The sequence below is a fragment of the Reichenbachiella versicolor genome, assembly GCF_003171675.1.
GTDB lineage: Bacteria > Bacteroidota > Bacteroidia > Cytophagales > Cyclobacteriaceae > Reichenbachiella > Reichenbachiella versicolor.
Genome location: NZ_QFZQ01000001.1, coordinates 709,371 through 733,857 on the forward strand (window position 1 = coordinate 709,371; position 24,487 = coordinate 733,857).

Here is a 24,487-nt window from a genome sequence, read left to right on the forward strand (position 1 = left end):
AAAGCTTAAAGAATAGGCAGAAATCACTTTCTAAACTCAGATGGAGTCATTCCAAACTGTTCCTTGAATTTATTTCGAAACTGCTCTACACTATCAAAACCGACCTGAGCACTGATAGTCGAAATCGTGTCATGACCATCTTTTATTAAATCTGCAGCGACTTGTAGTCGCATCTTTCTAAAGTAGTCAGCCGCATTTTCTCCTGTCAGAGATTTAAACTTTCTGTAAAAAGTAGACCTGCTCATATACAGCTGCTCGGCAATAGACTCCATAGTAAGGTTGGTGTCAGAGATGCCTTGTTTCATGATATGGTTAGCGTTTTTCCAAAAGTCCAAATCCCGTTTAGAAATCTTAGTTTGATCTATGTTATCACTAGCTTGAACGGTGATCAGTTGTTGTTTAAAAGCTTTACGATTATCAAGTAAAGAGCGCACTCTAGTGAGGAATAGTTTTTTGTCAAAAGGCTTTTCAATATAGTCATCGATTCCAAGCTCAAACCCCTCGATCTTTGATCTGTTATCAGTTTTTGCTGTAAGTAGAATGATGGGGATATGAGAAGTCATAATCTCGTCTTTAACAGCTTGACAAAACTCAATACCATTCATTTCGGGCATCATAATATCCGAAATAATTAAATCCGGTAAGTGATGATCAAGAGCCTCAATCCCTTCCTTTCCGTGTTCAGCACTGATTACTTGATAGTTTGGAGATAAAATACTGATCAGATACTCTCTCAAGTCTAAGTTATCCTCCACTATCAGTATAGAATATTCTTTCACAGAAAGACTGTCTATGGAAGGTTGGTTTTCTACTTCTGTAGGAAGACTAATTTTCGCTGAACTACCTCCGAAGTCAGCTTCGTCAAAATGTTGTTTACCTTTCTTAAATGAAACTATGAAGCAAGTGCCTTCATTGACTGTAGATTGAACATCTATAACCCCATGCATCATTTCTACCAACTCATTGACAAGCGAAAGGCCAATACCATGTCCATCAGCCATCTGTTGATGTTGGCTATCACTACGGTAGAAACGATCAAAAATAGATTTCAAATCAGACTCTTGAATACCAAGACCTTCATCTTTGACGATGAAATCAATCGTACTATCACTAGCCTCAATACTCACCGATACCACTTTATCTCTAGGCGTATATTTAATGGCATTTGAAATGAGATTATAAAGAACCTTGTCAAGTTTGTCAGGGTCGGACCATAAGCTTGGAATCGTTTTATTTTCATACTCAAGATTGATACCCTTTTTGTCGGCCAAAATTTGAAACGATTTTACAATGTCTTCTGTGAATTTGGAAGGGTTGATTTCAGATACGCTAAGCTTAGCCTGTTGAAGATCTATTTTTCTAAACTCAATTACCTGATCGATGAGACGAAGTAGACGAATTGCGTTGTTGCGAATTATACCTCGTGTCTTCTTTGAGTTATCTTGATCAAGTCCATCTAAGTAGCCAAGGATAACAGTAAGAGGTGTTCTAAATTCATGAGATACATTCGTGAAAAAACGGAGTTTGGCTTGGTCAGCTTCGTGTAGTTGTTCTGAAATTTTTTGAATCTCTTCATTTTTGATGCGCAGGTCCTTCGTTTGTTCATCAACCTTTTGACTAAGTAGCTTATTTTGAATTTCGATCTGATGAATCCGATACCTTACAAAAGCAACAATCAATAATATTACAAAGACCAGTATAGCAATCTTAAACCAAGTCTCTTCCCAAAAAGGAGGAGTGATGACCAATTGAAGCTCTTTAGTACTTTCCCAGTTCTCTTTATTAGAACTTACCTGTATCAGCAGCTTGTATTGGCCAGGAGAAACGTTCGTAAATGAAACGACTCTTTGATTGTTATCAACTAGTTGCCAATCTTTATTCCAACCTCGTAGCATATATCTGATTTGGTCATTATTAGGAAGGTCAAAAGGAGTGACACCTACTTTGAAAGAAAATGTGTTTTGAGTGTAATCAAGTTTGATAGATTTGGATTGGTTTATGTTGTGCTCAAGTAGATTACTTGAAGGTGTAATAATTTGGTCTAGAACACTAAAACTCTCCAATGAAAGTCTTTTGATGGATTTTTGATTGGAAATTGAGTTTGGATCAAAAGACACAGTGCCAGAATATCCCCCAAAGTAAAAGTTACCCGCTTCGTCTCTACTGGAGGCATCATCCATAAAAAAACGATCGGTCAAGTAACTAGTAAATTGTTCCGTATTTGTATCTAGAACCGATATACCCCAGTTGGAGCTAGTCCAAATTCGTCCCTGTTCATCGGCATCTACTGAGTACACTACATTATTGGCTAGACCGTCTTCTTCGAAGTATTTTGCCTCGACAACCATATTAGAGAGGTTGAGTTTATTCAGACCAGAATTCGTAGCGATCCATAAATAGCCATTGAGAAATTTGAGATTGTAAACTTTATCATCACTGATGTCTATTTTGTCAGCAGACCAATGGTAAGCAGAGTCCATTTCTGCATTCACGAAGACAATACCTTTATTATCTAATGCCAGCCAATAATTCTTCTGATCATCAAGTTCGATATCTCTGATAGTTATATTGATATTAAGCTTGTCTTCATAATTAAAGACTTTTTGCTCACCTGTCAGGACATTGAAACGAGCTATTTTACTAGCATTAGACAATATTATTTCCGACTCATTCAGTTGCTCGAAAGCATAAGTACGCTTATTCCATCCATCTTCTAGAATATTACTAATATGTACAAGTCGTTTTTTTCGTTGATCAAACTTTGATATTCCTCGCATAGAACCCACCCATATATTACCTAAGGCATCTTGGAATATTGCTCGGACAGAAAGTAGTTTCTTTTTATTACCATCACTACCCAAGTAGCTGTCGATAGACGATTGTGTACCATCAGAGTGTATAATACCAATTCCAGTTCGATCGAACCCCAGCCAGAGATCACCATTCGTTGTTTTGCAAATAGCACGGATTGGATCTATGGCTTTAGTTTGATCTTGACTATAGTCCCAAGAAATATGCTCAAATTGATTCTTAGAGTGACCAAAGTAATTAAGCCCATGCTTCTGAGTACCAATCCAAATGTTTTGGTTTTGGTCTGTTAAAATATGGCTGACATAATGCCCTGTAAAAGAATTGGGGTCTGAAGGGTTGTGCTTAAATGATTCAATAGAGCCAGTTCCGTCCAAAGCTTGTCTGGCAAGATTGAAATTTTGTTTAGCCCATACATGTTGATCAGTTAAGACAATAGGAATTGAAGACTGTGAAGAAACAGAAGTAGATATTTTATGGTTTTGGAGAATTATTTTAGTCTCGTTACGTGATACATTAAAATTGATGAGGTCATTTTTTGTAAGAAGATGAATTTGCCCTTTTTGAACCGACGCTCCATAAATAGATTCCTTTAGTAGAAGCTTTTTAATGATTTTATGATTGTTGATTTCTAACCGGTAGAGTCCTTCGTTACCGAAAATGAATATTTGAGAATTCAAACTAAATATACCTCTCCAGTTGACTGATGATCTCAGTCTTGAGATAGCTTTTTTCTCTGTATCATAAGCTAAAATGCGTTTTCCAATTAAAATCCATAGACAATGGTTGGAAAAGGTCATGTCAGTCATCAAATCCAAATTGATTCCTTTGAATATCGAATCAGTAACATGCTCAAATCTATATTCTGAGGCATTGTACCGGTCAATTCCACCATCTATCGTATAGACCCACATATTTCCATCGATACCTGACGCCAGAGCTTTTACACTGTTGGAAGTGATAGAATTAGAATCTGACAAGTTGGGTTTGAAAACTTCAAAAGAGTAACCATTGTACTTATTGAGTCCATTGAGCGTACCGACCCACAAGTTTCCTCGTGAATCGAATTTCATACTAAAAACATTCTTTTGAGATAATCCATCTTTGATATCAAGATGGTCAAACTTCACATTTTGAGCCTGTAACGATACTGTTAAAAATACACTCAATAAAAGTCCGTATGTGCAGTGTCTTATATTCAATCCTCTAGTACTTCGGTAGATGTAAAAGTAGTAAAAGGCCGTTCGCTGCCAGCTATTCAATTGGTTCAAATATGTATTCAATAAGCTAACAATTAATTAAAGAAATAGGAGGGTTCAATAGAATGATACAAAACCAAGGCTATTTGATACAAAACTGTGGGTAGCTAAAAAAGGGCTCTTATTACGTTTGGAAGCATAATTTGTTAAATACAAATTCAAACGGATGAAGACACAGAGACTAATAATGTTATTGATGGTTTGTGCGACTACAGTATTCGCCAAACCAAAGACCAAACCTCTTTTTAATGGTAAAAACCTAAAAGGATGGGTAAAGTACAATGGAGATGCTGAGTTCAAAGTGGAAAGCGGAGAGATAGTAGGAGTATCTAAAGCAACACGATCAAGTACCTTTCTAGCTACAAAGAAGGAATACACCAATTTTATTTTAGAATATGAATTCTTGCTTGGAAAGGATTTGAATTCAGGAGTTCAGTTTCGAAGTAAAGTTAACAGCGAAGGAGTAGTGTCGGGACTACAGGTGGAAGAAGATGACTCTAATAGACGCTGGACTGGAGGCATTTATTACCAAGGTAGTAAAGGCTGGAGATATCCATTAGAGTATAACAAAGCGGCAAGATCAGCATATAAAAAAGGTGCATGGAACAAAGTCAAACTAATAGCTTTTAAAAATCATGTTGCCACCTTCGTAAATGGTGTCAATGTGGCCAACCTTTTAGAAGAAGTAGTAGAACCTGGCTTCATAGCTCTACAAGTTCATGGAGCTGGCAAAAATAAGGATGGTCGTGAAAATAGATGGAGAAACATCACTATCACGGAGTTGGAAGAAGAACCTTCATTTGCAGAAGCTCAAGCACCAGTAGTTAGTTATTTGAAAAATGAATTGACCGCAGAGCAAAAAGCCGATGGATGGAAGTTGCTATGGGATGGTAAGACAACCAACGGATGGAGAGGAGCCAAAAGAGATGATTTTCCAGATAAAGGTTGGTCTATCAAAGATGGGGTACTAACCGTTCATGCATCAGGTGGAGGAGAATCCGTTCATGGCGGAGATATTGTAACAACACGACCTTACAAGAACTTTATACTAGAGCTTGATTTTAAATTCACTGAAGGAGCCAATAGCGGAATCAAGTACTTTGTCGATACAGAGCTTAATAAAGGAAAAGGATCAGCTATCGGATGCGAATTTCAAATTCTAGATGATAAAAAACATCCAGATGCCAAGAAAGGTACAGCAGGAAATAGAACTGTAGGTTCATTGTATGATTTGATCACAGCAGATTCAAGGTTGTTTGTAGAAGGGTTGAAGCCTAAGAAATATGTCAATAAAGGAGCATGGAACAGAGCTAGAGTTGAAGTGAGAGGATCTAAGGTCAAGCATATTTTAAACGGCTGTACTGTAGTAGAGTACGAAAGAGGTACACAGCAGTGGAAAGCTCTGGTCGCATATAGTAAGTATAAAAAATGGCCCAACTTCGGAGAAGCAGAAGAAGGTTTAATCTTACTTCAGGACCACGGAGACGAAGTGCATTTCAAGAGCATCAAGATTAAAGAATTATAATAAGACATTAACCTCAAGTGATACTGGCTTTAGGGCGGAAGTGAATACGAAAAGCAGCTTGTTTTTATAGAAGTTAGAATTCTTCTATAGTCAGTATGACAACAAAAAAACATAAGATGAAATCAAGAAGAGAATTTTTAAAAAATACAGTAATCAGTGCAGCAGGACTGACCATGATGAGTTCAGCCAGTGCATTTGGGAAAATTATCGGCGCGAATGATAATATCAATATTGCCATTATAGGTACAGGTGGTCGAGCACATGGATTGGCGCAAGCCGCTGGTATTGTGAAGCAAATGACCGTATCACATATCTGCGATGTAGATCAAAAGAGAGTTCAAAAATTTCAAGGCTTTTGCAAGGATAAACTAGGGTATGAACCAGAGATGGTTCAAGATTTCAGGAAAATTTTAGACAATAAAGATGTTGATGCAATAGCTATAGCCACACCAGAACACTGGCATGCACCTATGGCTATTATGGGAATGCAGGCTGGTAAGCATGTATATGTCGAGAAACCGTGTAGTCACAATCCTTATGAAAATGAATTGTTGGTTCAGGTTCAAGCTAAGTATGGTAAAGTGTGTCAGATGGGCAACCAACAGCGTTCGTCTTTCACCTCAGCGATGGCCAAAAAAGATATTATGGACGGTGTAATTGGCGAAGTATATGCTGGTAAGGCCTTTTATGCAAATACTAGAAAATCAATAGGAAAAGGAAAGAAGGTGTCAGTTCCCTCTACTTTAGATTGGGAATTATGGCAAGGACCTGCTCCAAGAGAAGATTATAGAGATAATGTGCATCCCTACAACTGGCACTGGTTCAGAACATGGGGAACAGGAGAGATTCATAATAATGGTACCCACGAGATAGATATATGTAGATGGATGCTAGGAGTAGACTATCCTACAAGAGTAGTTTCTACAGGAGGACGATTACATTATAAAAATGATGATTGGCAGTGGTTCGATACTCAGATCGCAAGTTTTGAATTTGATAATGGTAAAATGATCACCTGGGAAGGGAGAAGCTGCAATGGTTACAGACCTTCCGGAGGAAGAGGTACTACCATACATGGTACTGAAGGAACTATCAAGTTGGATAGGGCTAAGTATGAATTACTGGATTTAAAAGGTAAGAAAATCAAAACAGAGTGGGAGAACAAGAATGCGAAAGCAGCTAATGATACGGCTGACTTGACAGGGTTTGACACATTGTCTGTGAATCATATGAACAATTTCGCAATGGCTATCATTAAAAATGAAAGCTTGAAAGCACCGATCGCAGATGCAGCTATTTCTACCCAGCTTTGTCACTTAGGAAATATCGCTCAAGATTTGAAAGTAAGTCTAGATGTAGATCCGAAAACAGGTAAAGTAATCGGAAACAAAGACGCCAAAAAAATGTGGAAGCGAGATTATGAAAAGGGTTGGGAACCAACTCTATAACTAATTTTACTACACATCTCATCAATTAAAGTAGTCACTAAGAGCGATGATGAAAAGCCTTTAGACACCGATAGAAGTCTTTTCCTATGTTTTTAGTGATTCTTTAGTTGAAAAAATATTCAATGACATGCAAACAGATATAGATCTTTTCTATGAAACGACAATGGGGATGAATACTCGTCTTGAGGTCGTGATGTGGGGACAGTCTGAGTTAAAACAGCAAGTATGTTTTAATCAAATCTGTGCTGCCTTGGAGTATTGGGAAAGGTTGTTGAGTAGATTCGATCCTACAGCAGAGATATATCATTTTAATTCTTTAGTAGAAAATGAACCAATGCAATTAGGGGATGATTTATTGAACTCATTCATACAGGTCATTGAATACCGTCAAAAGACTAAAGGACTATTTGACGTGTTTTATTTATCAAAAAACAGTGAAACCCGTCATGAAAAAGATCTTGTTGATGTAGACCCTGTACTTAAAACAATTGTCAAAAAATCACCAGATGTACAAGTAGATTTTGGAGGGGTTGGGAAAGGTATTTTATTAGCTAGAGCGATAGAATTACTAGATCAAAATGAGATTAAAAATGCTTTTATAAGCTTTGGAGGAAGTTCTATCCATTGTCGAGGAATTCACCCAAAAGGAGGCGCTTGGCCATTTGATTTTCAAGTTGAACAAGGTATAGACACAACCTTAGAATTATATAATACTAATCTATCAGTCAGTGGTCTTTACCATGGCAAAGGGCACATTTTCGAATCTGGAGAAGATATACCAAAGCAAAGTGGAAAAAGCGTAACCATACAGAGTCAAAACCCCATAGAAGCAGAGGTGTTATCCACAGCTCTATTCATAGCCAGCGAACAACAACGCCATGATATCTTAAAGAATTTTGAAATAGAGAAAGTTCTTATAGGAAGCGAACAGCTCGTACTTAACGAATAAGACCGGCAAATAATCCAATCAAAATAAGAGACTAAAGAATTATGAGTAATAATAGAAGAGATTTTATCAAGACATCCATAGTAGCTGGTACGGGTCTAGCGCTCGGGTTATCTTCCTTCCAAAGTTGGGGAGGAGTTTTTGGTAAGAAAGTGAGATTAGCAGTAATAGGTACTGGAGGACGAGGAAGGTTTCTAATGGAACACTTGCTTAATCAAATGTCCAATAATGATACTTATGAATTGGTAGCCATTTGTGACAATTACCAGCCTAGTATGGATGCCGCTAAGAAGATTTGCAATAAGTATAAAATTACTCCTAAAACCTTCGATGATTATAAAAAGTTAATGGCGGATGCTCCAGTAGATGGAGTAATTATTGCGACTCCTTTGTATCAGCATGCTCATATCACGATTGATTGTCTCAATGCAGGGATTCATGTCTTATGTGAAAAGTCAATGGCTCGTACACTTAGCGATGCCAAAGCTATGTATGATGCTAGTATTAAATCTGGAAGTATTCTTATCATAGGTCATCAACGAATGTTTAACAAAAAATACCTCAATGGTATAGAAAGAATACACGCTGGTGAGTTTGGTCCAGTAGGACAAGTGAAAGCTTATTGGCATCGAAACAAAGACTGGAGAAGACCTATCCCAGAGGGTAAACCAGAGCTAGAGCGACAGTTGAACTGGAGACTTTACAAAGAGTATTCTGCAGGGTTATTGACCGAATTGATGTCTCATCAGATTCAAGTGTCCAATTGGGCATTCCAAAATACACCAGTATCTGTACAAGCCTCTGGAGGTATTCAATTTTGGAAAGATGGTAGAGAAGTACCAGATAACCTAGCAGCCATATTTACCTATGCCGATGGTTCGAGATGTATAGCTGATTACATGAATATGAATCGTAACTATGGGGTTGAAGAACATATCATAGCAGACTACGCCACGCTGAGAATGGAAACTAATAAACTTCAATGGGATAAGCCCAATCAAACAGTCAATGGCCCTATGAAGACTCCAGTATCAAAAATGGTGGATGATATCAAAAAAGGAGAAAAGAAGCCAGCAGCAATAGGAGGAGCAAGTTGGAGGCCAGAGACTGCTAAAAAGACTAAAGAAGAATCAATATATGAAGGTCAAAAAGGAGATGGAACTGTCGAAGAGCTATTGACTTTTGTAGAATTTATCAAAACAAAATCTGCTCCGGACTGGATGCTACGTGAAGGATATAATGCTAGTCTATGGACCCTATTGACCGAAAAAGCTATAGATACAGGTAAAACCGTGACTTGTCCTAAAAAATACATGATTTAGGCAGTAGATCATTTGATGCGGAATTTTGTTTATCGATGCTATAGGAGCTTCAAGAAGGTTCTTCTTTTTAGAATTTTTATTTGTAGAAATCAAACATTCGCATGATGTTCAATAGGAATGGTAAATTATACTACCATTCCTTCCATAGGTGGATTGTTTGTGTAATTATCTTATTCATTACATATAACTTCGCCGAATGATATATCAATTCCCCTTTCAGGTCGCATGGATATTAGCGGCTATCGACTTAGTATTATTGATCATGGTATTTGTCGCTCAGACCAGGGTGCAAGGAATGGTTAAAAAAGTCTTGATGATATTATCAATCTCATTTTTTGTAGCGCTTGCTTGCTATAAGTATACAGGAAGCTCCCCAGGATATGACTCAGCTAAACCTATTGACGTAGAGATGTACAGCGGGTCGAAAGTCAGACGACTATTTCTAGCGACAGACCAAGGTGAGGAATATTCACAGTTTTGGAGAGTTTGGACGTTAAAGAGTGATGTAGAATTGACTTTGGATTTAGAGGGATTAAAGAACAATACTTTAGTCCTTGTTAAGAAAATAAATGGCAGTTATTTTGAACGAAAAATAGATCTGACCAATAGCTCTGATCAGTCTATTCCATTGAAAATAAACATCAGAGACGAAGAGTTCAATAACCTGTCTAGTCAAGGTCATCAGTTAGTGTCCAGATCTAAATGGATAAACGGAGCCAACTTCGCTACTAATCTTATATCCATGGTTTATCTTATCTACCTACTAGTCCTTTTAGCATGGATGTTTGATTAGATCATGCTGTGATAAACAAATTTTACTTATTGTATAAAACTTATGTAGTACTCAACTCTACCTGAACATGCCTTGATTAAAACTCAACTTTGTTGAGTTTTGAATTCAAAATAAGATCTTGTTTTCTATGTTTACAGAGTATAGGTCGCTAATTGGTCGAAGAATGCAAACCTACTTTGGTATTGGAAATACGGCTATTTAGTACAGTGCGCTTGGACTTTTCGTCCAATCTCATACCTATCACAGAATGATATATTTCAATATGAATGATGATTAAGCTATGAAAATTCAGATTACCACATTGTGCCTAATTTTTTTGGTAGGAGTATTGGCATGTGAAACCGACGAGGAACTCGAGCAAGCTGCCAAAGATGCTCTAGAAGAACAGCAAAATAAAGACGAATCTACCGATGAGGATGTCTCTGATGAAAATACAGATGATGAAACAACTGACGAGGATTCAAGCAATAACGATAATGAAGGTGATTCAAGTGATCAAACGACCAATGAGATCGTACTAACTGATTTTCCAGTTTGTGAAGGAATCACACAACCAGCAAGGACATTATTTTCAAATAGAGATGATGCTAATTCGGGTAAGTGTGGGACGTTTTTGGAAGAAAATGGAATGGTGATTTTTGAAGCTGAAAATACGATTTCAGAATTAGGGGACTGGACACTAAGTAGTGCTGATACAGAGGTCCTGGTAAGTAAAGATTTAAAAGTAGAACCATTAGAAACCAAAACTATTAACGATCATATTGGAGAAGGGTATCTAAAATATGTAGGAGGTTTTTGGAGTAAGGATAAAGCCAATTACAATCCGTCTCCTCTAGTATATAAAATTAAAGTTCAGAATACTGGTAGCTATAGATTAATGGTTCGAAGCATTAAATCTGTTGATAAGAATCAAAAGAGACATGATACCTTCAACGACTGTTTTGTGAAAATGGAAGGCAATTTTCAAAACGGACAACTTAATGAGGAGTGTAAAGAAAGAGAAACAGATAAAACACTAGTCTCTAGTACTTACCATTTGAAAAAGGAAACGAAGTATTTTGGAGCATCAAATAAGTTTTGGGCAATTACAGGAATGCTAGATGCGCACTTAAGCTTTAAACCATGGGCAGTTTATACATTAATAGCTGGTGAAACCTATACTTTTACCGTGACAGGTCGATCTAACAATTATCATATTGATAGATGGATGTTGTATGATCTACACAAATATACCGATGCAGATATGAGAAATTATATGAAAAAGGCCGTTCAAAGTCCTTGTGTACCTGAATAAGAATTTTTTAAACCTCCCTGCATAATTTTTTGCACTCCCTGCAGAGCAGGAAGGGTGCCAAATAGCGCAGGGAGCATGTCTTCCTCGGCAGGGAACAGTTAAATTGACGCAGGGCGAAAGGTTTATTCTGAAGGAAGCCTACATTATACTACAGGAGACCCAAAAATCGACGCAGGGAGACTATAATTGTCACTTATCTTCTATTAATGAAATGATCAAACGTTGAAATAACTTCCTCTGCTCCAGAAGAGATTATTTTCTGCATAAATCAGAGAGGTAATAAATAAACTGATCCAAAGAGCTTTCACATAGTAGTAGACTTTCTAAGCCATAAAACCAGTTAAACTTTGAACTTTTCCGCTCGGCTCATACATTTGCCGAAAATTCAATGATATGCTACAAAGAGTACAATCAATATTTCTATTTTTTACTGCGGCTTGTATGATTACTATCTTGTTCTTCCCGATGTGGCAGAAGCTAGATGTTGATAAAAATGAAGCCATGACCTTGACAGTGATGTCACTTAAACTAGAGAAAACAGATATCGAAACAGGCGAAGTAGCTGTCATATCAGAAAAAAACACCATTTACATTGCAGTGCTCTGTATCCTGGGCGCTGCTATAGCTATGTACTCTATTTTCAGATACGATAATAGACTATTCCAAATGAAACTCAATGCCGTCAATTCATTAGTAATGGGAGGAGCTCTTGGGCTATCAGTTTACTTGACCATGAATGCAGAAAAAGAGTTTCTTCCAATGATAAGAGGTGAATACATGCTGGGTTATTACTTTTTTGTAGGAGGTATGATCTGTAATATCCTCGCCAATAGGTTTATCAAGAACGATGAAAAGTTGGTAAGGTCAGCTGATAGAATTAGATAAATAACATCCTTTTTAAATAAAAAAATTGTAAAAGCGTTTGCTACACTGTAGAATGAATACAGTGTAGCAAACGCTTTTTTTATTTAATGATCTATGAATTATTTTATTAGTGATACTACTAGCCAAGTGTTTACGGGTTTCTCTTAGTGCTGAGTGAAATTTAATCACTTGTCTAAAAATAAGGTTTGTTCATCGAACAATTACATCTGCTGTTCGAAACATAAGTCATCATTGCTGCTAATTAATTTTAACAAAATCACTTACTTATTTAACAAACAAACTAATGAAACTAAAAACCTTAATTCTGGCATTTGCTGCCGTACTGACTATTTCATTTTATTCTTGTGATGAAGACTTTGATGATTCGCAGCTAACAGGCGATGTAGACTCTATTTTTACTGCAACTGATTCTATTTCGGGCGTTACTGATTCACTTTCAAATGTTACTGATTCTTTAGATTCTCATCTTGATTCTTTGGCTACCGCTTTGGATTCAATTAATGATATTTATGGAAGTACGTACATTAAGTCTCCTTTAATTTTTAAAATAGATGGTGAATTTGAAGATGAAGAATCTGAGGAGTCTACTATTGCATTCAGTTCTACGAAGGAGTTGATCAAACTGGCTGGGCCTAAAGAGTATTTTCTTTCGATGTATGAAATTACCGACATTGATGATGTAGAAGGTCCAAGGTTCTCTCTTGAAAGTGAAGTTCCTGTTGAGGAGACTCTTGAAGGGGTCTATGGTGTTACAATTGCATTACAAGGAGCTACATCTAATACTAGTTTTGTTGGTCCTCCAATTGGAGATGTAGCTTTTATCAGTGCTGTAATTGATACAAAAGAAACGGGAGCGGCTTCAGTTCTTTACTTTAGCTATGATGTTTATGGAATCATTAGTTTAGAAGAACAAAAGACGGCTAAAATGATAAATGTAGAGAGTACATATTATGCAGAATCTGAAGAAGCGCCAGAAGATGGTCCAGGTGATGTAATTGTTTCTCCTTTAGCAATAGAAGAAGATGAAGATTTCACTTTTGATTTCAAAACTGTGGCACTTGATGTTGATAACAAAACTTTCAAATTCGAGGTGTCTATAGTTGATAATGATAATCTAGACTATGAAACAACTTATTCTCTTAGCTATGACGGAGAGTTAGTATGGGGATTAGATATAGACGAGCTTCGTTTCTAATAGAAATAGATTCTAAAGTGTCTGTTTTGTAAGATAGATACTGTTATAAGTAGAAAAGCATTGGGGAGACTCAATGCTTTTTTTAATTTTTGCTATACTGCCAACATAACCATCTCTATCTGACATCCTGTCACGCATTTTTGTATCATTCCTCTTTGGAACAGCTTTTGTAAATAAGCAGCTTGATGGAAAATTTAAGAATCTGTCAAAAAATAGAATCACAACAAAAGCAAAATACAAATGAGCGAGAAAGGTAATATTTCGATTCACACCGAGAATATTTTTCCAATCATCAAAAAATTCCTCTATTCAGATCATGAGATCTTTTTAAGAGAGTTGGTGTCAAATGCAGTAGATGCTTCGCAGAAGCTAAAGCAACTATCAGGAATGGGCGAGTTCGGAGGTGAGCTTGGAGACATGACTGTAGAAGTTAGTTTCGATGAGAAGGCTAAAACTATCACTATTAGCGATAGAGGTATCGGTATGACTGCCGAGGATATCAAAAAATACATCAACCAAATCGCATTTTCTGGAGCAACTGAATTTGTAGAGAAATACAAAGATAAAGGTGATGAGCAGCAGATTATTGGACACTTTGGTCTAGGATTTTACTCTGCTTTCATGGTAGCCGACCAAGTTGAAATTCAGTCATTGTCGCATGTGGATGGTTCGGAGCCAGCACATTGGATCTGCGATGGATCAACAGAGTTCGAAATCAAAGCAGGTACTAGAACTGAAAGAGGTACAGATATCATCCTTCACATCAACGAAGAGTCTGAAGAGTTCTTGAATCAAGCTAGACTACAAGGTATTTTAACTAAATACTGTAAGTTCTTACCGGTTGAGATTAAGTTTGGTCAAAAAGACGAAAGTCAACCTGACGGTGAAGATGAAGAAGGTAAGCCAAAATACAAGCAGGTAAAAGTTGATAACATTGTCAACAATCCATCACCAATCTGGACAAAGTCCCCTTCAGATCTTTCTGATGACGATTATTTGAAGTTCTACAAGGAGCTTTACCCATTTTCTGAGGAGCCATTATTCTGGATTCATTTAAATGTAGATTATCCATTCAACTTAACAGGTATTCTTTACTTTCCTAAGGTGAAGAATGATATCGAGATGCAGAAGAATAAAATTCAACTGTACTCTAGACAAGTCTTTATCACTGATGAGGTGAAGGATGTAGTGCCTGAATTCTTAATGTTACTTCATGGAGTGATTGATTCTCCAGACATTCCATTGAATGTGTCTAGAAGCTTTCTACAGGCTGACGGTAATGTGAAGAAGATAAATACTTACATTACTAAGAAAGTAGCAGATAAGCTCAATGAGCTATATAAGAAAGACAGAGAACAGTTTGAGTCTAAGTGGCCTGATGTTGGACTGTTTGTTAAGTATGGTATGCTTAGCGATGAGAAGTTCTATGACAAGGCTAAAGACTTTGCACTTCTTGAAAACGTGGATGGCCAGTTTTTTACTTTCAACGAGTATAAAGAGAAGGTAGAGGCACTACAAAAAGATAAAGACGATAATTTGGTGTACTTGTATGCTACAGAGCCAGCTAAGCAGCACGCTTTTATCGAGTCTATTAAAAACAAGTCTTACGATATTTTGAAGCTAGACGGGCCTCTAGATACCCACTTCATTGGAACTTTAGAGCACAAGCTTGAGAAGACTCAATTAAAGAGAGTAGATGCCGAAACTGTTGATAAGTTAATTGACAAAGGAGAGACACAAGAGTCTGTTTTATCTGACGACGAGAAAACTAAGGCTAAGGAAATCTTCGAAAAAGCTATTAATGACAAGAACTCAACTGTTAATGTAGAGAGTTTAGCTTCAGACGAAATGCCTGTTATTGTAACGATGCCAGAATTCATGAGAAGAATGAAGGATATGCAGCGACAAGGTGGCGGAGGAATGATGATGATGGGAGATATGCCTGATCAGTATTCAGTATCCGTCAATGCGAATCACCCATTAATTTCTAAAGTACTGAATGCTGACTCAGATGAAATTAAGGAACGTTTGGCAAGACAGTCATATGACTTGGCATTGTTATCTCAAGGGTTATTAGAAGGGTCTGCATTGACAGACTTTATTAAAAGAACAGTTGATATTTCTGCTAATTGAAATCAGGAATTAATAAATGAATCAGGTGTCTGATTCATTCAAATATAGAAGGCTACTCGAATAGGGTAGCCTTTTGTTTTTTGGAGGTGAACCATATTTATTTTTGATTGGGGCTAAAAAAGAAAAACCTTGCAAAATTAATATTTGCAAGGTTTGTTTCTCTTTGAGAGCCCCCTGTCGGACTCGAACCAACGACCGCCTCATTACAAGTGAGGTGCTCTACCAACTGAGCTAAGGAGGCCTTTTGTTTTGCTCTCTGTGACCCTTTTGGTCATTTGCGAGTGCAAAACTAGAGCTTTTGATTTACTGTGCAAGTGTAAGAAATGAAAAATATTACACTTTTTTGTAACTAGTTGAAAATGAATTATCCAGCGTATGAAATAATTTTCAACTCTTCTTTTAGCTCAAGGAGTTCTGCTTCTGCTTTCTCAATCTTAGTTTCAAAATCAGCTAATAGAGCATTCGCGTTTTTCGAACTTGCGAAGAAACCAATGTTATTCTTCCATGTCGATATGTCGTTCTCTAGATGTTGAATCTTACGTTTCAAGGCTTGCTCTTTTCGTTGAAGTTTTTGATCTCCATGAGGGCCTGCTTTGATTCTATTGATACTGACCAAAGATTTGAATTCATCAAGTTGTTCGGTATCCATGCCTTTAGCTTGATTCATTACTTTTGATAAAGCTTCCTTGTACCTGTTCTGAATTGATTTGATTGCTTTTTTAGGTACAAATCCTATTGCATTGTATTTGTCTTGCAATTCGTAGATAGATTCAGGATCTAATTCTTCAGAAGTCGCAAGAGCTTCGATTTCGTCACATATTGCTTGTTTCTGTTTCAGGTTATCTTCGTAGCTAGATTCTAATCCTTTTGAGTTTTCTCGTTTTCGATTAAAGAATTCATCACATGCTGCTTTAAACTCCTTATAGATTGACTCTCTTTTCTTCTCAGGAACTGGACCTACTTCTTTCCATTGCTTTTGAAGGTCTTTAAGAGCATTGGCTGTTTTATTCCAGTCAGAGCTCTCTTTTAATTCTTTAGCTTTAGATATAAGTTCCTGTTTTAAGACAAGATTCTCTTCTCGTTTATTATCAAGAGCTTTAAAGAAATCAGACTTGTGTTTGAAAAACGTTTTAAAGCCACTCCAGAATTTTCTGTTAACTTCCTTAGCCTTTTCTTTAGGCATGCTTCCAATTGCTTCCCATCTCTTTTGTAGCTCTAGGACTTCTTTAGTTTTAGCATTCCATTCACCTATATTCTCAGAAGTGTATGACTCAAGTAATATGGCCTCTTCAGCTAGTGCTGTTTTTTTGACAAAATTTTCCTCAAATGCCTCCTTTAGGTGAGCAAAATAATCTTTTCTTTTAGCATAGACTTTGTCAGAAGCAGCTTTGAATCTTTGCCAAGTTTCTTCCTGTTGTTCCTTCGGTATAGGACCTATGTGCTTATACTCTTCATGAAGCTCATTAAGCTTAGTAATAGCTTCATTAAGGTTTTCTAGTTTATCGAGAGACTCTGCTTGCTTACAAAGCTCCAACTTAGCTGTTAGATTCTTTTTACGATCTAATTCCTTTAGTTCAAAGTAGATGCTTCTATGGTCATAGTATCGATCCATCAAAGCATTATAGTTAGCCCAAAGAGTCTTATTGTGTACATGAGGAACAGGGCCAATTGTTTTCCATTCTTCTTGCATTACTTTAAGCTCATTGATACTAGCAGTGTTTTCGTCATTATCAACGAAAACTCTGATTCTTTCTAGAAGCTCAGTTTTCTTGGCTAAGTTTTGTTCCTTTTGTTGTTCGAGTTCTCGAGCGTTTCTTGTTCGTTTCTCTCTGATTATTTTGAAGTAAGCTTCGAATTGTTGAGAAATTTCATCAAGACGATATTCAAAATCATCTTCTGATTCTCCGTCAGCTATAAATTTTTCGAGCGCTGTGCTTTTTTCTTCTTCAAAAATATGGTCATAGGCTTCTTTGATAGCAAAGATTGCCTTTCCTTTTTTATAACCGTCCTCGTCTTTAGAAAATGACGCAATGGCTTTGCAAAGTTCTTTTTTACTGTAGTTAGAATAATCGATTATTTCTTCATGATCCTCTTCATGTAATTCTTCATGGTCAGAATGAGTATTATCTTCATCTTCAGAATTAGTGGCAGCTTTGGGAGTTTCTTCTCCTATATCTGCTGTAGAATATACTGAAGCAGTGGCTTCAAGATTTTTTTCTGAAATAGCGTTTTGAGAATCCTGGTTAACTGATTCAGATATTTCAGGTGTTTCGCCACTAACCTTTTCTGAAACTTCATTACTTAATTTTTCAGAAAAGTCAGTTTTAGTTTCTTCCTCGGCTTTAGGTGTATCTACAGCCGATTGATTTTTAGTTTCATCTGTTTTTTCAGGGGATCCCTGAACAGCCTCTGACTTTCTAGGTTGTTCTTCTAAATTGCCAGCCATTGTATTATCTTCCATGTGATTGTACTTTATGCAGTTAGCAATTTAGCTATTTTTTAAATCAATGCTAATTCAGTCGCGGGTCTGTTGGATATTTTGAGATCATTTTAAATTTCCCTCCAAGATCTTCAAGTATTGATTTCCACAACATATCTGACGGAATATCAAAAAGTTTAGTGGTTAAAGGGTTTTTATAGATAAACCATGATTTCTGATTGATTTCATCTTGAAGTTGATTAGTGCCCCAGCCACTGTATCCAATAAAGAATTTAAAATCAGATTCGACTACAAGTCCAATATTTATTAATTCAATTAACCTGTCGTAATCTCCACCCCAAAAAAGCCCTTCATTAATTTCTTGGCCTCCAAGTAGTTTATCTTCACATCTGTGGATGAAATGTAAAGTATCCTGTTGGACAGGACCACCTATATGTATGGGGTGCTCAAAGCCTTCTACTTGTTTTACAATTTCTCCAAAATTAACTTCAGCATTTTGGTTTAGTACATATCCGAAAGTGCCTTCATTATCATGTTCACAGATTAAAACAACAGTTCTATCAAAGTTAGGATCAGGGAGGTAGGGTTCTGATATTAATAAATCTCCTTTTTCAGGTTTCAGGTTCTGAAAGGGGTGAAAATAATCCATAGGCAATTCAATAATGCTATTTAAATCTGGCTAATACCAATATATAATTCAACTACTGATTCTCAATCTCTTCAAAACTTTTACTTCTTCAAAATAGTTACATGGTTTTTTGTAAAGGTTCGTACCAACCATAGAATAATAGTTTCATTCATGTTGTAATGTCGCATATTAGCATGCATTAGGGTCAAAAAGTGCGTAGGCAATGAAAACGAAGTTCTTTTTGTGATTTGAATCTTATTTCAAAAAGAAACTTACTCGGTGATTTATACAATATTTGTAATTATAATTTAATTAGTAAAAGACCAATGGATCAAGGTAATTTGTACGATATGCGCAAGGATTATGGCGTAAGGGAGCTAAGAGAAGAAGATGTAAATCCTAATCCTTATGATCAGTTTGAAGAATGGTTTAAACAAGCAGTGAAAACGGAAGGTAGCGAGGCAAACGCATTTACGCTATCAACTATTGGAGAAGACGGAATGCCTGAAGGGCGTGTTGTATTGTTGAAATTTTATGGTGAAGACGGGTTTACTTTTTATACAAATTACAATAGTAGAAAAGCTAATGATATCGAATCAAATCCAAAAGCGGCTATGACATTCTATTGGAGAACTAAAGAACAGCAAGTACGAATCAAAGGAATTGTTTCTAAAGTAGATCCAATAATATCAGATGAATACTACAAAGAGCGTCCATTAGGAAGTAGAATAGGTGCTTGGGCTTCTCCTCAAAGTCAAATAATACCTAATAGAAGCTTTCTTGAAGAACAGTATAAGGAGTTTGAAGATAAATTCAATTCATCTGTAGAAATTCCTCGTCCAGAGTATTGGGGAGGCTATCTAATAGATCCAACTAGAATAGAGTTTTGGCAGGGACGTTCAAGCAGACTTCATGATCGTATTGTTTATGAGAAGGATGGTGACATTTGGAAGACCTATAGACTTGCTCCTTGATGACGCAGGAGAAAAATGTATATCTAGAAAGATACGCTGTATCTAAGACATATATTCAAGCTTCTGATTATGGAAATCCAGACATGGTTATTGTCATTCCATGTCACAATGAGCCTGATTTGATATCGTCTCTTAATTCACTTGAAAATTGTCACAAGCCAGAAGGACAAGTTAAGGTTATTGTGGTAATAAATGCGGGAGAACATTCCTCAGAAAAGGTGAAAATGAGGAATCAAGAAACTCTATTTGAAGCTAAGAAATGGCAATATGAAACCTCTAGGAAGTATACCTATCACTTTATTCTGGATAATAAATTACCAAAAAAGCATGCAGGTGTAGGCTTAGCACGAAAAATAGGGATGGACGAGGCTGTTCGTATATATGAATCGACTAGAAAGAATGGGCCAATAATTTGTTATGATGCAGATAGCAAATGTAGGCCAAACTATTTGATAGAGTTAGAGAAGCTATTTCGAGATTCTTCTGTAAAAGGCTGTAGCATTCATTTTGAGCATCCATTAGATGGTGATTTAGACAGGAATGTATATGAAGGAATAATAAACTATGAGCTTCACCTTCGTTGTTATGTAAATCTGCAAAAACTAAGTGGATTTCCTTATGCTCATCAGACTATTGGGTCGAGTATGGCAGTCAGATCTTCAGTGTATCAAAAACAGGGGGGCATGAATAAGAGAAAAGCAGGAGAAGACTTTTACTTTTTACACAAAATTATTCCACTAGGTGGCTTTGTAGATTTAAACACGACAATGGTAATCCCTTCTCCAAGAGTTTCTGATAGGGTTCCATTTGGTACCGGAAAGGCAATAGGCGACTGGATAGAAAGCGATCAAGATCTGTATTTAACTTATAGTCCAAAGAGTTTTGAAGTGTTAAAAAGTTTTTTTGAGAAGTCGGACACTTGGTATAGGTGTACTACATTAGAATTAGAGTATTTTAATTTATCAGTACAGATAAAGTCTTTCATTTCGAAAGAAGAGTTCATTTCCAAAATCAATGAGTTTAATAACTATTCGACAAGTTTAAAAGTCTTTCGTAACCGGTTTTTTCAATGGTTTGACGCTTTTAAGTTGATGAAGTGTGTCCATCATTTTAGGGATGAGTTTTTTGCTGATGAGGAAGTGAGGGAAGTAGCTAGGAAAATATTAAATATAAATGTTCATTCAAATAAGAAAAACAAAGAATTACTTGAGGAAATAAGAGGGGTGGAAACAAGTTCTCATTGATGTGTTTCGAGGAGTCAGATATTATATTTTGAAGTGAATGTTGATTTAACAAGAACAGCTAATCTGGTTGTAGGGGTATTGTCAGTTCCAACAGGAGAAAGTAGATATAGATATTTTAAAAGTAAAGTTGATGATGTAAGAATATATAATAGGGCTTTGACAGGCTAATAAATTTTTAGGCTTTATACGGAATAACGATACATAAAGTATATTTCATGCTAAAGTTCTATTATTGAATGCTTTCTTACTAGAACTTTTAGTTATCGCCTTTCTTTAAAATCGAAGTGTTTTCTTTGAAGTAATTTAAAAGAAAATAAAGAAGCAATAAAAACTATACTGACTCCACTAGACTTTAATATCAAATCTAGATATATGTTTTCTAAGTTAAATACTAATGGTTTTACTATAAATAGAATTGCTATTAATGCAACAACACCAAGGCTATTGTACGTGAATTGAAAAAAGCCAAAATTATATTTGATATAGAACAATTTGAATATTTGACTTAATCCTATTACCAAAAGAGTCGCAATTGCGGCTCCATTTATCCCCCAATATTGAATAAAGTAATAATTTAAAACTATAGCAACGACTGAAGTTATTGTGCTAAGGATTAAGTTTATTTTGTATTTTGAGGAGAAAGAAATAATCTCATTTACTGGACCAAAACCTGAAATAATAACTTTAGTGAATAGTAATATTATTAATGCTAATGCTCCTTCTGAAAATTCTTTTTTAGGTAAAATGGTAAACATACTATCCATCCCATAGTACAATGCGAGTAGAATCGTTGATGAAAGGATTAGTTGGATAAGTGAATATTGTTTATAGATTTGGTCAATCTTATGGCTATTGTTTTCATGCCACGCAGCAGCAATTTGTGGAGACGCAAATTGCATTAAGATTCTTTTTGGTATTTCTGCAACAGTAGCGATATATATCATAGTAGTATATATGCCAACTTCTCTTAGGCTAAGTTGTGCTCCTAACATTATTACATCAAATTTTAGGAAAAGCATTGTAACCGTCCCGTTTAGAACTGCGAAGGTTGAGTAGTTGAGAATTCCCTTGATTAAATCAGACTTAAATACTTTAAAGTCTAGTCTTAAATTGAGTTTTTTCAGAAAAATAATGTAGAGGATGAGTGCTATGCATTGGATTAAATAAATTCCAGTGAAAAGCCACCAAAATAAACTTCTGTCCCAAGAATATATTCCAACAACTATAATCAGAGCCAAAAATAGTAGCCTAGATGAAAATTCTCTAAAGAATGTTGGTACCAACACTTTGTAATAGTTTCTTAAATAAGACTCAAATAAAGTGATAGATAATAGTGCAAAAGTAAGAGGGAATATTAAATAGAAATATTCAATGAATAAAGGAGAGTTGTTATAGAATGAAAAAAGGAATCCTTTTCCTATTAGAAGAATACTTGAAAGGAAAATGAAGTTTAGAATTGGAATTGAGAAAATGAAAGCTAAATATCCTTTTTCGTTGACTTCTTTGAATGGAGAAAAATACTTTATAGTAGCAGAAGAAAAACCAAATAAGCTTAATTGAAAAAAGATGGTGGCAAAATCAATAAGGTAATTTCTAAGTCCAATTTCTTCAATTGTGAAGTATTTTGGCATTAAGATAATCATGTTGAGATATCCTAGACCAATGCCTATGTACACAATAATCATACTTAATAGTCCTTGTTTCTTCATATTAAAAATACTGGTGTGTTTGAGGCCGGCAAAGTATTACATTTGTAGGAAAAAGTTAAACATTGCTGCTATCAGTTGTTATTTGTACCTATAATAGGGCGGAATTATTAAAAAAAACGGTTAAAAGCCTTTGCAACCAAGATTTTTCAAGATCAGATTATGAAATACTGATAATAAATAATCAAAGTACTGATCATACAAATCAGGTAATTCAAAGTCTTATTAAAACATATCCTGAGAATCGAATTTTGAATTTTTTAGAAACTAGTCAAGGATTAAGTTATGCAAGAAATCGTGGTGTTAAAGAATCGAAAGGTAGTTTGATTTGTTTTTTAGATGATGATATAATTGCATCCAGAGATCTAATTAGTGTTTATTGTAAGTTTTTTAAATCACATCCTCAGGTGAGTTCAGCAGGAGGTAAGGTTGTTCCATATTTTGAAGTTGATCCTCCTGTTTGGTTGTCAAGTTACCTATTGCCATTATATGCTCAGCAAAATTTAGGTGATTGTGACTCAGTATTTAGAAAAAATTCCTTTCCAATAGGAGCAAATATGTGTTTTCGGAGTAGTTTTTTTCATACTTACGGTCTTTTTGATACGAATTTGGGAAGAAAAGGAGTAGAGTTATTAGCTGGTGAAGAAAAAGAGCTGATTTCTCGAGCTCATTTAAAAAGTGATTTCTCTAACTATGTTGCTGGTGCTGTTATTCAACATTATATTCCAGAGAAAAGACTGAACCTCAATTATATCAAACGACAGGCTTTAGGTACAGGATTAAGTGAAAGATTCAGGTCTAAAAGTGAAGAGAGCTTTATTAGTAGATGTCTTGTAGAAGTATTTAAGTGGCTAGCAACCTTAGTCCTTTTTTTTAGGTATCTGTTTACCTTTTCTTTAGGCAAAGGAATAGTTCTTGTAAAATTCCGGTATTGGGTAAGTCGCGGACTTTTAATAGGTAGATAAACACTTTTAGAGATTTAGTAAAATTGATTTAACAAAACGAATGCTGTTTGTAATAAAAGTCTGGTTAGAGAATGCTTGGAAAACACTTGTATCAATATTGAGAGTAGCTTTTTTAAGCAAGTACAATGTTAATCTACCTAAGTTGGCTGAGAAAGAACAGGGATTAGTAATCTTAGGAAATGGCCCTTCACTAAAATCTGATTTGACTAATTGGATACATACTTTAGATAGTAAAGATATTATGTGTGTTAATCATTTTCCGATTACCCAAGAGTACATTGATCTAAAGCCAAAGTATTATATAACATCGGCACCTGATTTATGGTTAGATGATATTGATGAGAAGTTTGTTATTGCAAGTAAGAAATTATTTGAGACAATGGCTGAAGTAACTGATTGGTCAATTACTTTTTTTATTCCTTTTGAAGCTAAAAAGTATACTAGATGGAAAGAGCAATTGGTTGGTAACCATAATATTAAAATTGTTTATTTCAATAATATTGGTGTTGAAGGTTTTTTGAGTTTTAGTCATTTAGTGTATCGATTAAAACTTGGTATGCCTCGACCGCATAATATTATGATTCCAAGTATTACCAATGCTATTATTATGGGGTATAAAAAAATATATCTTTGGGGTGTAGATCATTCTTGGCTTCCTGAAATATCAGTGACCAAACAAAATGATGTGCTCCTTCATCAAAAACATTTTTATGATGAAGGAACTTCTAAAGCTTCTACCCTTGATAAAAGGGGTAAGGGGAAAAGAAAATTGTTTGAAGTCTTGCATAAATTTATGCTGGCATTTGAAGGTTATTTTCTTTTAAAAGATTTTGCAAACTCAATGAATGTTGAAATAATTAATACAACGGAAGGTTCATTCATAGACGCATTTGAAAAAGTCTCATTGAAAGATTTATAGAAA

At 35.7% G+C, this 24,487-nt stretch carries 17 protein-coding genes and 1 tRNA gene; 13 read left to right on the forward strand and 5 right to left on the reverse strand.

What is annotated here, in order from left to right; all coding sequences use genetic code 11:
* Nucleotides 1-23 precede the first annotated feature (23 nt).
* A complete protein-coding gene (locus DKG80_RS02885; RefSeq protein ID WP_109829781.1) occupies nt 24-4,091 on the reverse strand; it encodes a hybrid sensor histidine kinase/response regulator transcription factor in 4,068 nt (1,355 codons plus the stop codon).
* A gap of 142 nt (nt 4,092-4,233) precedes the next feature.
* Here DKG80_RS02885 and DKG80_RS02890 point away from each other — a divergent pair, with 142 nt between their 5' ends.
* The 9 genes from DKG80_RS02890 (at nt 4,234) to htpG (ending at nt 15,608) form a co-directional block, all read left to right on the forward strand.
* On the forward strand, nt 4,234-5,592 hold the full coding sequence (locus tag DKG80_RS02890) for a 3-keto-disaccharide hydrolase (RefSeq protein WP_109829782.1): 1,359 nt from the start codon (nt 4,234-4,236) through the stop codon (nt 5,590-5,592).
* Nucleotides 5,593-5,708: 116 nt separating this feature from the next.
* On the forward strand, nt 5,709-7,040 hold the full coding sequence (locus tag DKG80_RS02895; RefSeq protein ID WP_109830193.1) for a Gfo/Idh/MocA family protein: 1,332 nt from the start codon (nt 5,709-5,711) through the stop codon (nt 7,038-7,040).
* Between the two features lie 127 nt (nt 7,041-7,167).
* Nucleotides 7,168-7,989: an FAD:protein FMN transferase gene (locus DKG80_RS02900; protein WP_109829783.1), complete on the forward strand. Its 822-nt coding sequence runs from the start codon at nt 7,168-7,170 to the stop codon at nt 7,987-7,989.
* Nucleotides 7,990-8,030: 41 nt separating this feature from the next.
* Entirely contained in the window at nt 8,031-9,308 is a 1,278-nt protein-coding gene (locus tag DKG80_RS02905; protein WP_109829784.1) for a Gfo/Idh/MocA family protein, read from the forward strand.
* Nucleotides 9,309-9,504: 196 nt separating this feature from the next.
* Complete coding sequence (locus tag DKG80_RS02910) at nt 9,505-10,101, forward strand: hypothetical protein (protein WP_109829785.1); 597 nt, start codon at nt 9,505-9,507, stop codon at nt 10,099-10,101.
* A 280-nt stretch (nt 10,102-10,381) separates the two neighbouring features.
* Nucleotides 10,382-11,395 (forward strand): hypothetical protein, encoded by a 1,014-nt coding sequence (locus tag DKG80_RS02915; RefSeq protein ID WP_109829786.1) that lies wholly within the window; start codon nt 10,382-10,384, stop codon nt 11,393-11,395.
* Between the two features lie 393 nt (nt 11,396-11,788).
* The gene (locus DKG80_RS02920) at nt 11,789-12,280 is read left to right on the forward strand and encodes a DUF4293 domain-containing protein (protein WP_109829787.1); all 492 of its coding nucleotides are present in this window, start codon (nt 11,789-11,791) and stop codon (nt 12,278-12,280) included.
* Between the two features lie 283 nt (nt 12,281-12,563).
* Nucleotides 12,564-13,475 carry a hypothetical protein gene (locus DKG80_RS02925; protein ID WP_109829788.1) on the forward strand — a complete coding sequence of 304 codons (912 nt, stop codon included), beginning with the start codon at nt 12,564-12,566 and terminating at the stop codon, nt 13,473-13,475.
* A 240-nt stretch (nt 13,476-13,715) separates the two neighbouring features.
* Nucleotides 13,716-15,608 (forward strand): molecular chaperone HtpG, encoded by a 1,893-nt coding sequence (gene htpG / locus DKG80_RS02930; protein WP_109829789.1) that lies wholly within the window; start codon nt 13,716-13,718, stop codon nt 15,606-15,608.
* 168 nt (nt 15,609-15,776) lie between these two features.
* Here htpG and DKG80_RS02935 read toward each other — a convergent pair.
* The 3 genes from DKG80_RS02935 to DKG80_RS02945 all read right to left on the reverse strand — a co-directional run bounded on the left by DKG80_RS02935 (nt 15,777) and on the right by DKG80_RS02945 (nt 18,697).
* Nucleotides 15,777-15,849 (reverse strand) — tRNA-Thr (locus DKG80_RS02935).
* A gap of 123 nt (nt 15,850-15,972) precedes the next feature.
* Nucleotides 15,973-18,069: a DUF349 domain-containing protein gene (locus DKG80_RS02940; RefSeq protein WP_109829790.1), complete on the reverse strand. Its 2,097-nt coding sequence runs from the start codon at nt 18,067-18,069 to the stop codon at nt 15,973-15,975.
* Nucleotides 18,070-18,118: 49 nt separating this feature from the next.
* Nucleotides 18,119-18,697 (reverse strand): YqgE/AlgH family protein, encoded by a 579-nt coding sequence (locus DKG80_RS02945; RefSeq protein ID WP_109829791.1) that lies wholly within the window; start codon nt 18,695-18,697, stop codon nt 18,119-18,121.
* 305 nt (nt 18,698-19,002) lie between these two features.
* Here DKG80_RS02945 and pdxH point away from each other — a divergent pair, with 305 nt between their 5' ends.
* Both pdxH and DKG80_RS02955 read left to right on the forward strand, forming a co-directional pair.
* On the forward strand, nt 19,003-19,650 hold the full coding sequence (gene pdxH / locus DKG80_RS02950) for a pyridoxamine 5'-phosphate oxidase (protein ID WP_109829792.1): 648 nt from the start codon (nt 19,003-19,005) through the stop codon (nt 19,648-19,650).
* Complete coding sequence (locus DKG80_RS02955; RefSeq protein ID WP_109829793.1) at nt 19,650-20,894, forward strand: glycosyltransferase; 1,245 nt, start codon at nt 19,650-19,652, stop codon at nt 20,892-20,894. The genes pdxH and DKG80_RS02955 overlap by 1 nt, the downstream gene beginning before the upstream one ends.
* A 260-nt stretch (nt 20,895-21,154) precedes the next feature.
* On the opposite strand, the gene DKG80_RS02960 is transcribed toward DKG80_RS02955, so the two are convergent.
* Entirely contained in the window at nt 21,155-22,603 is a 1,449-nt protein-coding gene (locus DKG80_RS02960; RefSeq protein WP_109829794.1) for a lipopolysaccharide biosynthesis protein, read from the reverse strand.
* Between the two features lie 62 nt (nt 22,604-22,665).
* Between DKG80_RS02960 and DKG80_RS02965 the strand changes: the two genes are divergently transcribed.
* Both DKG80_RS02965 and DKG80_RS02970 read left to right on the forward strand, forming a co-directional pair.
* Entirely contained in the window at nt 22,666-23,565 is a 900-nt protein-coding gene (locus tag DKG80_RS02965) for a glycosyltransferase (protein WP_109829795.1), read from the forward strand.
* Between the two features lie 40 nt (nt 23,566-23,605).
* On the forward strand, nt 23,606-24,484 hold the full coding sequence (locus tag DKG80_RS02970) for a hypothetical protein (RefSeq protein WP_109829796.1): 879 nt from the start codon (nt 23,606-23,608) through the stop codon (nt 24,482-24,484).
* Nucleotides 24,485-24,487 lie beyond the last annotated feature (3 nt).

Bases quoted from the DNA above. Each gene is read 5' to 3' on its own strand.
- DKG80_RS02945 (WP_109829791.1), bottom strand. From the start codon at position 18,697: ATGGATTATTTTCACCCCTTTCAGAACCTGAAACCTGAAAAAGGAGAT.
- DKG80_RS02905 (WP_109829784.1), top strand. From the start codon at position 8,031: ATGAGTAATAATAGAAGAGATTTTATCAAGACATCCATAGTAGCTGGT.
- pdxH (WP_109829792.1), top strand. From the start codon at position 19,003: ATGGATCAAGGTAATTTGTACGATATGCGCAAGGATTATGGCGTAAGG.
- DKG80_RS02920 (WP_109829787.1), top strand. From the start codon at position 11,789: ATGCTACAAAGAGTACAATCAATATTTCTATTTTTTACTGCGGCTTGT.
- DKG80_RS02915 (WP_109829786.1), top strand. From the start codon at position 10,382: ATGAAAATTCAGATTACCACATTGTGCCTAATTTTTTTGGTAGGAGTA.
- DKG80_RS02900 (WP_109829783.1), top strand. From the start codon at position 7,168: ATGCAAACAGATATAGATCTTTTCTATGAAACGACAATGGGGATGAAT.
- DKG80_RS02940 (WP_109829790.1), bottom strand. From the start codon at position 18,069: ATGGAAGATAATACAATGGCTGGCAATTTAGAAGAACAACCTAGAAAG.
- DKG80_RS02955 (WP_109829793.1), top strand. From the start codon at position 19,650: ATGACGCAGGAGAAAAATGTATATCTAGAAAGATACGCTGTATCTAAG.
- DKG80_RS02890 (WP_109829782.1), top strand. From the start codon at position 4,234: ATGAAGACACAGAGACTAATAATGTTATTGATGGTTTGTGCGACTACA.
- DKG80_RS02910 (WP_109829785.1), top strand. From the start codon at position 9,505: ATGATATATCAATTCCCCTTTCAGGTCGCATGGATATTAGCGGCTATC.
- DKG80_RS02970 (WP_109829796.1), top strand. From the start codon at position 23,606: ATGCTGTTTGTAATAAAAGTCTGGTTAGAGAATGCTTGGAAAACACTT.
- DKG80_RS02925 (WP_109829788.1), top strand. From the start codon at position 12,564: ATGAAACTAAAAACCTTAATTCTGGCATTTGCTGCCGTACTGACTATT.
- DKG80_RS02895 (WP_109830193.1), top strand. From the start codon at position 5,709: ATGAAATCAAGAAGAGAATTTTTAAAAAATACAGTAATCAGTGCAGCA.
- DKG80_RS02960 (WP_109829794.1), bottom strand. From the start codon at position 22,603: ATGAAGAAACAAGGACTATTAAGTATGATTATTGTGTACATAGGCATT.
- htpG (WP_109829789.1), top strand. From the start codon at position 13,716: ATGAGCGAGAAAGGTAATATTTCGATTCACACCGAGAATATTTTTCCA.